Annotated in this window: 14 protein-coding genes; 7 read left to right on the forward strand and 7 right to left on the reverse strand. The window is 47.9% G+C overall.

Annotated features, from left to right (window positions below; genetic code table 11):
- Positions 1-216: 216 nt before the first annotated feature.
- From ACR2PX_RS04260 to ACR2PX_RS04270, 3 genes are read left to right on the forward strand one after another with little or no spacing between them, the layout of a single operon-like run.
- Complete coding sequence (locus ACR2PX_RS04260) at positions 217-681, forward strand: RNA polymerase sigma factor (RefSeq protein WP_433998123.1); 465 nt, start codon at positions 217-219, stop codon at positions 679-681.
- On the forward strand, positions 671-994 hold the full coding sequence (locus tag ACR2PX_RS04265) for a hypothetical protein (protein WP_433998124.1): 324 nt from the start codon (positions 671-673) through the stop codon (positions 992-994). The genes ACR2PX_RS04260 and ACR2PX_RS04265 overlap by 11 nt, the downstream gene beginning before the upstream one ends.
- Positions 995-1,005: 11 nt before the next feature.
- Complete coding sequence (locus ACR2PX_RS04270) at positions 1,006-1,425, forward strand: hypothetical protein (protein WP_433998125.1); 420 nt, start codon at positions 1,006-1,008, stop codon at positions 1,423-1,425.
- A gap of 18 nt (positions 1,426-1,443) precedes the next feature.
- On the opposite strand, the gene ACR2PX_RS04275 is transcribed toward ACR2PX_RS04270, so the two are convergent.
- Positions 1,444-2,004, reverse strand: a complete 561-nt coding sequence (locus ACR2PX_RS04275; RefSeq protein ID WP_433998126.1) for a Smr/MutS family protein — start codon at positions 2,002-2,004, stop codon at positions 1,444-1,446.
- Between the two features lie 263 nt (positions 2,005-2,267).
- Here ACR2PX_RS04275 and prmB point away from each other — a divergent pair, with 263 nt between their 5' ends.
- Together prmB and aroC are read left to right on the forward strand one after the other, a co-directional pair.
- Entirely contained in the window at positions 2,268-3,248 is a 981-nt protein-coding gene (prmB, locus tag ACR2PX_RS04280) for a 50S ribosomal protein L3 N(5)-glutamine methyltransferase (protein WP_433998127.1), read from the forward strand.
- A 95-nt stretch (positions 3,249-3,343) separates the two neighbouring features.
- Positions 3,344-4,438, forward strand: coding sequence for a chorismate synthase (aroC, locus tag ACR2PX_RS04285; RefSeq protein ID WP_433998128.1), 1,095 nt, complete (start codon positions 3,344-3,346; stop codon positions 4,436-4,438).
- Between the two features lie 20 nt (positions 4,439-4,458).
- Here aroC and ACR2PX_RS04290 read toward each other — a convergent pair whose 3' ends face one another.
- The 4 genes from ACR2PX_RS04290 to ACR2PX_RS04305 form a co-directional block, all read right to left on the reverse strand.
- Positions 4,459-5,367, reverse strand: coding sequence for a hypothetical protein (locus tag ACR2PX_RS04290; protein ID WP_433998129.1), 909 nt, complete (start codon positions 5,365-5,367; stop codon positions 4,459-4,461).
- Between the two features lie 122 nt (positions 5,368-5,489).
- Positions 5,490-6,299 carry an acetoacetate decarboxylase family protein gene (locus tag ACR2PX_RS04295; RefSeq protein WP_433998130.1) on the reverse strand — a complete coding sequence of 270 codons (810 nt, stop codon included), beginning with the start codon at positions 6,297-6,299 and terminating at the stop codon, positions 5,490-5,492.
- Between the two features lie 160 nt (positions 6,300-6,459).
- Positions 6,460-7,497 (reverse strand): Rieske 2Fe-2S domain-containing protein, encoded by a 1,038-nt coding sequence (locus ACR2PX_RS04300; RefSeq protein ID WP_433998131.1) that lies wholly within the window; start codon positions 7,495-7,497, stop codon positions 6,460-6,462.
- Between the two features lie 180 nt (positions 7,498-7,677).
- On the reverse strand, positions 7,678-8,985 hold the full coding sequence (locus ACR2PX_RS04305) for a cytochrome P450 (RefSeq protein ID WP_433998132.1): 1,308 nt from the start codon (positions 8,983-8,985) through the stop codon (positions 7,678-7,680).
- A gap of 351 nt (positions 8,986-9,336) precedes the next feature.
- On the opposite strand from ACR2PX_RS04305, the gene ACR2PX_RS04310 reads away from it, so the two are divergent.
- Positions 9,337-10,215 (forward strand): SDR family NAD(P)-dependent oxidoreductase, encoded by an 879-nt coding sequence (locus tag ACR2PX_RS04310; protein WP_433998133.1) that lies wholly within the window; start codon positions 9,337-9,339, stop codon positions 10,213-10,215.
- 462 nt (positions 10,216-10,677) lie between these two features.
- Positions 10,678-11,310: a TetR/AcrR family transcriptional regulator gene (locus ACR2PX_RS04315; RefSeq protein ID WP_433998134.1), complete on the forward strand. Its 633-nt coding sequence runs from the start codon at positions 10,678-10,680 to the stop codon at positions 11,308-11,310.
- Between the two features lie 98 nt (positions 11,311-11,408).
- Here ACR2PX_RS04315 and ACR2PX_RS04320 read toward each other — a convergent pair whose 3' ends face one another.
- Together ACR2PX_RS04320 and ACR2PX_RS04325 are read right to left on the reverse strand one after the other, a co-directional pair.
- Complete coding sequence (locus ACR2PX_RS04320) at positions 11,409-11,954, reverse strand: aromatic-ring-hydroxylating dioxygenase subunit beta (RefSeq protein ID WP_433998135.1); 546 nt, start codon at positions 11,952-11,954, stop codon at positions 11,409-11,411.
- 1 nt (position 11,955) lies between these two features.
- A complete protein-coding gene (locus tag ACR2PX_RS04325) occupies positions 11,956-12,414 on the reverse strand; it encodes an SRPBCC family protein (protein ID WP_433998136.1) in 459 nt (152 codons plus the stop codon).
- Between the last annotated feature and the right edge of the window lie 60 nt (positions 12,415-12,474).

Consider the following 12,474-nt stretch of genomic DNA (forward strand, 5'->3'; position numbering starts at 1 on the left):
CGAGAAATTCGGTGACAACAGAAAGTGAACGGATCAACACAGGCGACACTTGACGGTGATGTATTCAAGGGCCATGTTACACTGCCAGCCTGCTGCTGTGATGTTGATTGTACCTCGCCAGGCTTGGTACAGGAGTCACAGTAGTAGACTGGTTCCGCAGTCCACAAGAATCTTCCTTCGTCAAACGCTAAAAACTGCAGAATCGAGTATCAGGGTATGGTCATGACCATCATTATCGGCATGCTGGGTGATGCAACGGAAGCTGAAGATGTGGCTCAGGAAACCATGATTCGGCTCTACCACTCCCTGGCTTCCTTTAAGGGGGATGCCAGTCTGAAAGCCTGGATCACCCGGATTGCCATGAATCTGGCGATTGATACCCTGAGGAAAAGAAAAAAATGGCTGGAATGGTTTCGAAACACCGACAGTGAATCTCTGGAAGGGTTATCGAATGGCCAGCAAAATACTCAGCAATGGGAAAAGCAACAGGCTATTCGTAACAGTTTTCGCAGGCTTAAGCCTCAGTATCGTTCGGTTGCCATGTTGCGACTGGTGTTGGGCTATAGCACGGACGACACGGCAGAAATACTGAATCTGCCACAAGGAACGGTACTTTCCAGATTGGCCCGGGCCAAAAAACAACTGGCCGAGGCGTTGAGGGATTTTATGTATGACGAGTAAACAGGAACACAGGCCGGATCAGGATAAATCTTTGCAGCAGTTGCTCTCGGGTGAACCTTTTGGCTCTCTGTCAGAAGGCTTTTCTGCGCGGGTGATGGCAAGGCTGGGGAAGGAAGCTCAGGAAGATTTCTGGAGCGGATTTTCCAGAGATTTAACGCCTCTTTTTTATCGGGTCAGTTTGCCGGTTTTTGCCTTTGTTGTTTGTTTCATGGCGTATAACCTGATCATCCCGGTAGATCCGGGTACCGGCAGTATTCTGGAAGCGGCTCTGGGTATTCAGGCCATTTCACCCGAAATGATGATAGCGCTTTAAAGGAGAATTTCATGTCACACCGTCATGAGCCGGAAGTGTCTGACAGAGGCATTCTGATAAAAAGCAACAAAGCTAAACCTCTGTTGATATTGCTTGCCACTCTGATGATCGGATGCCTGTTGGGGGCTTTAGCCGTTGGTGTGGTCGTTAGAGACAAAGTACAGGCAGCCAGACAGTTCACTCACAAAGACGGCTTTGTTCAGCAAATAGAGAGTGTGCTGGAGCCTTCTGCCCGGCAGAAAAAAAAGGTGGATCCGATTATCCATCGTTATGGTGAAAAAGTTCAGACGATCTTTGCCGGTTCCAGAGAGTCGTTGCAACAGGAGATGGATGCCATGATGGAAGAGCTTTCAACCGTCGTTTCAGAACAGCAACTGGATCGACTGGAGCATCGTCGATCCAGGTTGCAGGCTCTGGAAGGAGGGCGCTGAATCTATAGAAAAGGGCGGTTAGCTCTTTCTTTTCAGCAGAACCAGAACCGAACCCGTGCCGCCTTCTGAAGGAGGTGCTGAACAAAATGCCAGTACTTCCGGAAGCTGGCGAAGCCAGTGATTGACATGACTTTTCAATGTATTCTGCCGGTTGGTGCTGCGGTGAGACTTTCCATGAATAATTCGCACGCAGGACATACCTTCATTACGACAGAACAATAAAAACTCCGAGAGCAGGTCCCGGGCTTCATCAATCTTATAGCCATGCAGGTCCAGTTGATACTGAATCGGCAACAGTCCCTGGCGCAACTGTCGCATGCGAGTATGTTGAATACCGGGCTGGTTGTAATCCAGCTTCTGTTCCGGATCAACAGGTTCCACCCAGGCTTCTGAAAGCGCTGCACCACCGGGTTTGTCTTCCATCTGGGCGGCCCGTCGACGGGCTCTGAGGGTACTGTCCGGAACTTTGGCAGCCGGTTTTTTGAGCTCAGCGGAGCGATTGGCTTTCTTTAATGGCCGCACGTCCATCATGGCCTCTTTAAACAGGCCTTCCTGGTCGTTTTTATCGTCTTCGGTCATTCCACTGGGCTCATCTCTAAACAGATCTTGCAGGAAAAGAATCTATCGGAGTTATGTTCGAAAGCATAAGTCCGACCGATTCCAGTACCTGAAATGGCGACATTCTACCCTGTATTGTGGTCTGACAATACTGGTGACAGGCTGATCATAGCGGCTTTTGGTGAAAAAGTGGGCGAAAAAATGGTTCTTTGCCAATGGCTGATTATGCTACCGTATGGCAGTTTTGCAGGGGAGATCCAGATTGTGCTCCCTGAGGAGAGAGAGTGGCTGAAATCAATGAGATGCCTTCCGGCAAGCGCTATGGTGTCGTCAGGCCATATGAAGGTCTGGTCAGTATCCGGGACTTTATTCGCTGGGCTGCGTCCCGGTTTAATGAAGCCGGGCTGTTTTTCGGACATGGCAGTGATAATGCACTGGACGAAGCCTTCCATCTGGTATTCCAGGTGCTTCAGCTGCCCTGGGAGCTGCCAGAATCCTATATGAACTGCCGACTTTCCCTGAATGAGCAGGAGAGAGTAGCCCAATTGATCGAGCGCAGAATTGCAGAACGCAAGCCATTGGCTTACCTGGTCAACCAGGCCTGGTTCTGTGGTCAACCTTATTATGTGGATGAGCGGGTTCTGGTACCTCGTTCACCCATTGCTGAGCTGGTTCAACAACAGTTCCAACCCTGGCTGGGTGATGTCCGGGTAGAAAGGGTCATGGATCTCTGCACGGGTTCTGGCTGTATCGGTATCGCTATGGCTAATGAGTTTCCACAAGCCAGTGTTGATCTGCTGGATATTTCAGAAGATGCTCTTGAAGTGGCGGGCATCAATATTGACAGTCAGGAACTCTGGGGGCGTGTTCAAACCATCCGTTCGGATCTGTTTGAAGCGATTGATCTTGGGCCGGAAAAACCGAAGTATCAGCTGATTGTCAGCAATCCACCTTATGTGGATGCTGAGGATATGGCCGATTTCCCGGATGAATTCGGGCATGAGCCTGAACTGGGGCTGGCCGCCGGAGAAGATGGTCTGGATATGGCCCGTATTATTCTGGCTCGAGCTGCAGACTTTCTGGATGAACAAGGGTTGCTGGTTCTGGAAGTGGGTAACAGCCACTGGGCTCTGAGAGACGAGTATTCGGAAGTACCCTTTATATGGCCAGAGTTTGAAGCCGGTGGGCATGGCATCCTGGTTCTGGATGCCGAGAACTGCCGTCAGTATCAGCCTCTGTTTAAAAACAGGCTTAAACAGCCATGAATGACTGAAGCCTTTTCTTGATTAAAGGCTCACACTAAAGCATTGAATTTCTGACGGAACGATCGACGGACAACCGTCAGAGGGGGGAAATCAAAATGGCAGGCAACAGCATAGGCCAACTGTTCAAGGTAACCACCTTTGGTGAATCCCATGGTATAGCCCTGGGATGTATAGTGGATGGCTGCCCTCCGGGTATTGCTCTGACCGAAGCAGACCTTCAGAAAGATCTGGATCTGCGCAAGCCGGGTACCTCCAAATACACGACACAGCGTCGTGAACCGGATCAGGTCAAGATTCTGTCTGGCGTCTTTGAAGGTAAAACCACGGGTACACCAATTGGCCTGTTAATCGAAAATGTGGATCAGCGCTCCAAGGATTATTCCAATATCATGGATCGTTTCCGTCCTGGCCATGCTGACTACACCTACGCTCACAAATACGGTTTTCGTGACTATCGGGGTGGTGGCCGTTCTTCTGCCCGTGAAACCGCTATGCGGGTGGCTGCGGGTGCTATTGCCCGTAAATACCTGGAAAGTCAGGGTATCGAGATTAAGGGCTATCTCTCTCAGCTGGGTGATATTGCGATCGACAAGCTCGATTGGAATGAAGTTCGCAATAACCCTTTCTTCTGCCCGGATGCCGATAAAGTGCCAGCAATGGAACAACTGATCGACGACTTGCGTCGTGATGGTAATTCGACAGGCGCTAAAGTCACAGTAATGGCAACCGGTGTAATGCCAGGTCTGGGTGAGCCGGTGTTTGATCGTCTGGATGCCGATCTGGCTCATTCCCTGATGAGCATCAATGCCGTAAAAGGTATTGAGATTGGTGACGGGTTTGACTCGGTGGCCCAGAAAGGAACGGAACATCGCGATGAAATGACACCGGAAGGTTTTCTGTCTAATTCAGCCGGTGGTGTTCTGGGTGGTATCAGCTCAGGTCAGGATATTGTTGCCCACATTGCCCTGAAGCCCACTTCCAGCATGACAACGTCTGGCAAGAGCATCAATATGGACGGTGAGCCTGTGGAAGTCGTCACAAAAGGTCGTCACGATCCTTGTGTCGGTATCCGTGCTGTGCCTATTGCTGAGGCCATGATGGCTATCACCCTGATGGATCATCTGCTGCGTCATCGTGGTCAGAATGCTGATGTGGTCAGTCCTGCTCCGGTCATTCCTGGTCAGGCATAAACTTTCGTGTCCCCGACCCGTTATTCGGGCTCGGGGGCTCTGTTGTCTCTCCGTCTTCTTCTATCATCGAGAAAGTAGGCGTGGATGGTCACTGTGTCACCCGAATCAGGATCAAAGTCAACGATGCTCTCGGCTACAAAATCTTCTGGGGTGTTAAAGTGCTGTACGCCTTCCAGGTCCTCGATATCCGAAAATGAAAAAATCTGCCCCTGACTGTCCACTTCAATCAGAAAGTTCTGATCTATAACTTCTCCATCAATACCAAAGCGGTACGTTAATAGCAGTTTCTGGTTACAGACTTTCAAGAGCTCTTTGACAAACTCAATGACATCCTGTTCCTGGTTCGGGTTTATTAATTGGACCATGTAACCACTGCGTTGCATCGATTTATCAGTCTCTTCAAGGTTGGGGCATTCATTCGGATCACCATTGGTTGACCAAGTCTGCATACTGATGATCCATTCTGGCGCGGTTACCTGGGTATTCTCAGCTTGAGGGACTTCTGGAACAGGGTATATGTCAGGATTTGCTTGTTGGTATTCCAGCTCATAGATCATACGATTGATATCAATACTGGCATCTGTCCAGGATTGGTCTGGAAGGAGTTTAATTCTCAGTTTTTCAAGATCTGATTCCCAGCTGCGCACCGGTATAGGGAGTAGAACACTGCTTACCTGGCTAAATATGCCTTCAAACCATTTAGCCCATTTCTTTCTGTAATCCCTCATAACCCGTTGTCGGATACGTTCCCGGGAATCGGCCTCATCGGGGTCATTACTGCCAAGAATGCATCTTTTGTTGTTGCATTCCCCGGGAGACGGTGAGGTATAGCACTCACAGACAGGACATTGGTCAGCAAAGATCTCAACGGGTGTCATCAGAAAAATCAAAACAGTGACTATCCATAGAGGTCTGGAGGAATACTGCATTTCCAGGAGCCTTGCTGTTATTACAGACCACCAAAAATAGCAGTATATGAAGTGAGTGGGAGTTTAGGCTTGCATTCCGTTCTATAAAAAAGCCTGCCAGTGGCTGACAGGCTGGTGACCAATTATTCCTTATAAAGTGTTTTTTTAGGTCCGCCACTTTCACCTGGCCATCTTGAGCCGCCTATAGTATCGGCATAAGGGAAGAAGGCGTTGGCATCCAGTTTCCCTGCCAGTGTGATCTTGCGATCGAGGAAGATAGGGGTCCAAAGATGAGCCTTGGCTTGACTCTTCATGGGCAGAAGTGTGGCAATAGGATCCCAGGGACTCTCATTGAGTTTCAGCTCACAATCCAGCTCTTCGATATGAGCCGTGCCGAACTTACTGTATACCTGTACGACGTGGGGAGGGTAATCAAACTCAGTACTCATCACGTCGACAGAGCGGGCGTATTTCAGCCACCATTCATTGGTTTCAAATTCTTCAGGAGCAGCGGTCGCAGACGCTGGTGGAATATTTCCGGCACCCGTCGCTTTGCCTGAAAACTCCAGGAAGGTGTAGCCCTGGTGAGTCAGTTTGGCGGTAACCTGATCAATGAGTCGATAGTATTGGGTGGTGGCAGGAAACTTGGGCTGGCCCCAACGTTCCTGACTGCCGAACACTGCGGCTTCCTGATCAATGCCGATCGCAAGAGTATATTCACCTTCTGTACCGTTATAATCAGCGTCGACACTGATGACGTAACCGTACTCAGGTTCATTCAGTACCGGGAAGTTGTAGATGGTGATATTGACGGTGGGGTTTTTACCGGGGGTGATACCCGGGGGTAACAGCTTTTCAATACAAGCAGGATCCGTGTTGTATTTGATTTTCAGTAGGGGCCAGTTGGCTATTTCACCCGGGTTGGTCAGTGGGCCTTGTGATTCTGAACTCATAGTATTTTCCTCTCTTCTTTTTTTGTTTTATTCCCATCGCCTTTCAAGTTGCTACGTTGTTGTCAGCGTTCGCTCACCCCGATCACCTACTATTCGTAGGCTCACGGGACTTCGCTCTCTTGCCGCCTAGTAGCAACTTGAAATCCAATGGGTATAGAGCTTATTGGCTGACGATCAGGCGTTCTCTTTCGGTGTATTCTCTTTCCTGGATTGCCGGTGTTTCAGGCTTGGCGTAGAACTGTTCGAACCATTTACGGTATTGCCCTATGGGGCCATCACCTTCACAGAGAATAGGTTTTTCCTTGTAGATTTTGTGCTCCCAGATAGGAATATCCTGATTCACCTGGTGAACAATCTCGTCTCGAACACCATGGGCATAGAGCACGTTCATATCGGTTTGATCTTTGGGCAGGGAGAACACAAATCGCATATGAATGCTTTGATCATCGATGGGTGTGATCGTGCCCATCATGACAATCTCAAACATCCTCGTGAATCGTTGACCGGTCTGGCCAGGGCCGTTGTTGAATGAATAGAGGTGGGCAGGTTCCAGGTTGTCACCCGAACGATCCACAACACCGTTTTCATCCATCACATTCGTTTCATTGTCCATGATGGTGATGCGTTTATGTTTTTCATAAGTCACTTTTCCATCCGGTAAGAAGGGAGAGTCATGAACGGTCACAAAGTGAGCCAGGTCCGCTGCATTCTCTCCGGTTTCCTGGACAATGGAATTGATTGTCCACTCATAAACGTCAATCTCAGTCCAGTCCGGATGACCAAACTCTTCCATGACTTCCAGTTCAAACAGGGGCTCAATCTGCTCTGGGTGATACCAGGCCCAGATCATCTCGTTACGCTCTTCAACGGGGTAGCTTCGAATACAGGGTTTGTCTTTCACCTTGGGCGGGATACGCTTTGAATAAGGGATATCCTGCAGCATACCGGTTCCATCGAACTCCCAGGCATGAAAGGGACAGCTCACTGATTCCCCTTTGACGATACCACCATGGCCAAGATGTGCGCCCAGATGAGGACAGTGGGCATCCAGAACTTTGGCCTCACCGGATTCCGTTCTGAACAGCACCAGATCTTTACCGAAATATTGCAGGGGCTTTACATCACCGGGCTTTAGGTCTTTGGAAAGTTCAACACAATACCAACCGTAAGGAATGGGTTTGTTGTATCGCTTGTTCATCGCATGTCCTTTCTATTATGAAAAATTCTTCATCGTTGTTTATTGTCAGACGTGATGAAAAATTGTTTCAGTCAGCTAGGAGCCTGTCGGACTCAGGCCGAAATTGTTTTAAGTCCGACAGGTTCCTGAGGCTGTTTATTTTTATTGTCCACTGATGGCTTTCACAACTCAGGGCTTTAATCAGGGTTTATTGATATTGGTTTTGACGATCAACTTTTTAAAAGCAACCGAGTTATGGTCGGTTTCATCTTTTTCCGGCTCAAAAGCCAGCTCAGCATCAGGAAATCTTTTGAACAGTTCTGACATGGTCAGGTAAAGCTGTCTTCGAGCCAATGCCGCGCCGATACAGAAACGGGGGCCATAGCCAAACAGTACGTCCGGATCAAATTTGCGGTGGATATCAAACTTCTCCGGCTCATCGAAATACTCAGAATCGTAGTCTTTCAGGTGAGGCATCATCAGAATCATCTGACCTTTTCGAACCTGTTGTCCAAGGACTTCCATATCATCCTGTGCGTACCGGGCAAATCCCATTTTTGAATTTTGAGCCCAGCGCATGATTTCGGTAAATGCTTTGGCAAAGGACTCAGGTGACTCCAGGGCTTCAACGGCTTGATCTTTATGCTTCAGCAGTGCGTAAGCACTCCACTGCTGGGCGACCAGTGTGGTATCTGCACCGGCACCTATCAGGGCCAGAATCAGCGTAATGATGTCCCATTCCTGAAAGGCAGGGTTCTCTTTCTCTACCTGAATCAGGGCACTGAGGAAGTCATCCTGTTGGGGGGCTTCCCGGCGTTCAGCAATCACTTGTTGGATGATATCAATCGCACGGTTGCTGTCTTCCCGGGCTTTTTCACGACGCTCTTCGGAAATGGTGGCGTTCCAGGCTTCTGTGAAGGTCGTGACAACCGGCTTGAAATCTTCCCAGTATTTTTCAGGGATTCCGACCATTCGGGTGATGGAGATGAAGGGAATGTGATTGGAAATTTTCTCGATGTAATCAAAGCTCTCGGGTTCACCTACGTCATCAAACAGTTTAATTACATCTGGCTCGATTCTTTTCTGAATCGCATCGACCACATTTCTGGAGAATGCCGGGGAAGAGACTTTTCTGATCAGACGGTGGTGATCTTTGTCGGCTACCAGACTATGGCCGATCATGGCTCGCTCAAAATTAGTCCATTGCTCTTCAGGCGGGCGGCCAGGAGCGAACTCCCAGTCATAGAAGTCAGAGGAAAGGTATTCAGTACGCCAGCATTCCATGATGTCTGGAATCTGGGTCATGATCCACGCCTGCCAGGGAGAGTACCAGACCAGTCGGCCTCGTTTTTTCAGCTCCATGCACTGAGGAATGGGGTTTTCGCAGTACTCTTTGGAATGGGGGTTGTAGACTTCCTCAATCGGAGGCAGTGCTTCTTCAGGTGTGTCTGCTGATATTTTGCGGATGTCTACACTGACTGTTTCAACCGCGTCTTCTACCAGTTCCATACTCGTTCTCCGCATCATTCTTGTTGTTATTTGTAGTAATGAGTTGTCCCGCTTTTGATCAGGAAACTCATGTTGATGAATTGGGTTAACAAACTTTGAAAGTAACCGTTGTGAAAATTTATACAGTGGTGTAAGTTTTAAATCAAGTGTCTTATTAGTCAGTTGTAAAATAATTGGCTCTGGATACTTTATTTCTGTGAATACTTCAGACTCTGGGAGCCAGTACTCAATCGGTACAGGTGATTGCTGATGACCAGTCAATTTTGAAAAAGGTCGCCTGATGGACTTTGATCAGTAGGTATCGAAGTAATTGGGATCAGGGACTTGGAAAGGCTGTGGAGAATAATAAGAATGAAAGACTTTAAAGGCAAAGTCGCGGTGGTAACAGGTGGCGCCAGTGGTGTCGGGCGTGCTTTGGCAATCGCTCTGGCCCGGGAAGGGGCCAAGGTAGTGGTCTCGGATGTTGAAGTAGGTGCGCTCGATAGTGTGATCAGTGAGATTACCGCTTCGGGTCATGAATGCTTCGGTCAGAAGGCGGATGTGACGGACGGTGAGTCCATGAAAGCATTGGCGCAGGCGACCCTGGAAAATTACGGTGCCATTCATCTGGTTTTTGCCAATGCCGGAGTGGGTACCGGTGAAGCTGGAATGATGTGGGATTACGATGTGAATGATTGGGAGTGGGGGTTCAGGGTTAATACCTGGGGCGTTATTCATTCTATTAATGCGTTTATGCCCAAGCTGGTGGAACAGAATGAAGAGGCTCATTTTGTTGTGACAGGCTCCGGTAATGGCGCTTTTCTCATGATGCCTAATACTCCTATCTACACAGCAACGAAGGCAGCGGTTCAGGCAATTACTGAAAACTTACACTACCAATGCCTGATGTCTCAGTCGCCGGTCAAGGTCAGCGCACTGTTTCCGGGCCCTCATGTAGTCAACAGCGGCATTTTTAACTCAGAGCGCAATCGCCCTGATGATCTGCCTATGGATCCGGATAAGCCCGATTCCGGGATATCGTCAGTGGATGACATGAAAACGATGATGGCTGAATACGGTCGAACATTGGAAACCACCGAGCCGTCAGAGGTAGCAGAGTTTGCCTTGCAGGAGCTTCGTAAGGACAAGTTCTGGATTGCGCCCACCAGTGAAAAATCCAAAGCGGCCTTCAGACAAAGAGCCGACTCTATCCTTAACTGTACTAACCCGACACCGCCCGATGTTCTGTGATTGATCAGGGCAGATTGAGTCTTTAGTCTTTATAGCCCGGAATGTCATACAAGATGTATGAGGATGCAGGCACCTTGAGTCTGCTGAAGTAGTTGAGTGGTTAATTCGACATTCTATGAAATTTCCGGGCTAGTTGTGATGCTTGTTAAGCAAGTGCTGGATGAAGAGTGAATTTAGAAACGTAACAATAGTTATGTAAAAACAAGGTTTTACGGATTCAAGGTGCAGCGTTAAGTTCAGTGATCATTTATTTATTGCGCTGTTAATGAGTCGTTAAGGTTGAAGCTGGTTTTTGATGACAGGGGCTTTCAAAACAATTCGATTCAACGTAGATAATTAGATTTCAGGACAATACAATCATGCCTGATTTTCAAGCTTAATGATCTCTGAACACAATATACATTCTTCAAGAACTGAGCCTGGATAAACACCAGAAAAAGCAGACATCAAGAGGTTTTATCATTGACTGCACAACCCATTGGTCGTCGTGAGCGGAAAAAACAAGCTGTCAGAGAAAAAATCTGTCAGGAAACTGTTGAGCTGATCAGGCTGAATGGTATTGAAGGCACCACGATCGAAGATATCTGCGAGAGAGCGGATATTGCCAAGAAGACATTTTATAACTATTACCCTTCAAGGCATGATCTACTCATTCAGGTCTGTCAGTCTGATCTTTTGTTAAGAACCCGTAATAATGTTGAAGGGGCTCTTTTGCATTGTCAGGGGCTACAGCAGGGGTTGAAGTACATCTTCAGTGAAATGCAGAATAACATGGCTCAGGCAGATCGACTTGAAAGGGAAATGGTTGATTATCTGATCATTAATATATCGAACAATAGAACCCAGAGTGCGAATCAACTGAATTTTATGAACGAGTGCTTTCAAGCGTTGTATGAAAGTAACAAAGCCGACATTAAGCCCGGCCTTAATATCGGTTTCTGTTCGGAAATAACCGTGGGTATGATTAATGCCATGATAGTTAATTGGTTAAATGATGAAAGTTATGATATCAAGACCAACCTGGATCGCTTATTGAATTTTATGCTGGATAGCTTGCTGGAAAATCAATATGAAGAATGTGAAACAGCAGTATAAAGAGAAAACCTGTTGAAACATTCTGAAGGAAGAATACTTTCTTATTGATACGTTTTAAACTCCAGCCATTAAAGTGCTTCAATGGCTGGAGTTGTTTCTTAAAAAAACAAGCTTAATGACGGTGCTGTAATAACATTCCAGTCCAGAATGACTTCCCTTCTGGCAATCTTCATTTCACCATTGACCAGTCTCAGTTGATCTTCTCTTTGTGCGGTATAGAGATAATTGTCCTTCTGATGCCTGCTGTAGGAAAGCATCAGATTACTGTACACCTTAAACTCATCAGGCTTTGAATCAGGCAGCACTTCGATATTACTGACAAAGCGTCGTGTTCTTGCAGGAGGGTTATCTGTCCAGGAATTCTGTTTAAACGCTCTCATCACCCGGACTGACAGAATCAACAGGTTCTCATCCCTGAGAGGGGTGTCCAGGCCCTGGCTCAGTTCCTGCCCTACATCCAGAAAAGCTTCAGTCTCTTTTTTCTTAGGGTCGGCAAATGCCGCGTGGCGGCCAGGTATTCTGTAGATGATGTCTTCTGTCAGAAGCCCCAGCCATTGCTGGTACTGTCGGTTATCCAGCATCCGGGCTTCTCTGAAGTAGAATTGCTCAACCTGACTGATCAGCTCAAGATTAATCGTTGACATGTTATTTCTCCCCCTGTTCTAGACGATTGCGCCACTGCAGGTAGAACTCCCGGGCATAATGTTCATCAAAACAGTTGCCTACTGATCCGGGAAGCTCCGGGTGGGGAGCGGCTTCACCCAGGCCCAGCCCGTAGTAAAAAGTACGATCATCCGTAAAATCAATATTGCTGCCGGTATACTGTTGTGACCAGGCTTCGGAATCTTCCCCCTCCAGTAATCCACCCGGGCCAAACATCATGGTGTAATTAAGTCGTAACTTTTCCTTGATGTGGTCAGGGGCATTTTTCTCTATGACAAACCAGGACCAGAATTCCGTTTGTCCGGGGCCTCTTGGGTGGCTGGTTCTCAGCGACATGTTGGGCCATAAAAACGACAGGTTTGGAAAAACGCTGTAACTCGATTCTGCAGTTTTTCTCACTTGACAATCAGGTTGCATCCAATAATTCAAATTTCCCAGCATGAGATTTGAGTGATTCCGTAGGCTCCCGTTTACCAAGATCTCGCCCCGCCATATGCCTAC

Origin of the sequence: Endozoicomonas sp., from assembly GCF_051008435.1 — a bacterium.
GTDB lineage: Bacteria > Pseudomonadota > Gammaproteobacteria > Pseudomonadales > Endozoicomonadaceae > Endozoicomonas_A.

Coding starts and splice junctions, on each gene's coding strand:
- ACR2PX_RS04320 (WP_433998135.1), bottom strand. CDS start 11,954: ATGTCAACGATTAATCTTGAGCTGATCAGTCAGGTTGAGCAATTCTAC.
- ACR2PX_RS04275 (WP_433998126.1), bottom strand. CDS start 2,004: ATGACCGAAGACGATAAAAACGACCAGGAAGGCCTGTTTAAAGAGGCC.
- ACR2PX_RS04265 (WP_433998124.1), top strand. CDS start 671: ATGACGAGTAAACAGGAACACAGGCCGGATCAGGATAAATCTTTGCAG.
- ACR2PX_RS04325 (WP_433998136.1), bottom strand. CDS start 12,414: ATGCTGGGAAATTTGAATTATTGGATGCAACCTGATTGTCAAGTGAGA.
- ACR2PX_RS04310 (WP_433998133.1), top strand. CDS start 9,337: ATGAAAGACTTTAAAGGCAAAGTCGCGGTGGTAACAGGTGGCGCCAGT.
- ACR2PX_RS04260 (WP_433998123.1), top strand. CDS start 217: ATGGTCATGACCATCATTATCGGCATGCTGGGTGATGCAACGGAAGCT.
- ACR2PX_RS04305 (WP_433998132.1), bottom strand. CDS start 8,985: ATGGAACTGGTAGAAGACGCGGTTGAAACAGTCAGTGTAGACATCCGC.
- ACR2PX_RS04290 (WP_433998129.1), bottom strand. CDS start 5,367: ATGCAGTATTCCTCCAGACCTCTATGGATAGTCACTGTTTTGATTTTT.
- ACR2PX_RS04295 (WP_433998130.1), bottom strand. CDS start 6,299: ATGAGTTCAGAATCACAAGGCCCACTGACCAACCCGGGTGAAATAGCC.
- ACR2PX_RS04300 (WP_433998131.1), bottom strand. CDS start 7,497: ATGAACAAGCGATACAACAAACCCATTCCTTACGGTTGGTATTGTGTT.
- aroC (WP_433998128.1), top strand. CDS start 3,344: ATGGCAGGCAACAGCATAGGCCAACTGTTCAAGGTAACCACCTTTGGT.
- ACR2PX_RS04270 (WP_433998125.1), top strand. CDS start 1,006: ATGTCACACCGTCATGAGCCGGAAGTGTCTGACAGAGGCATTCTGATA.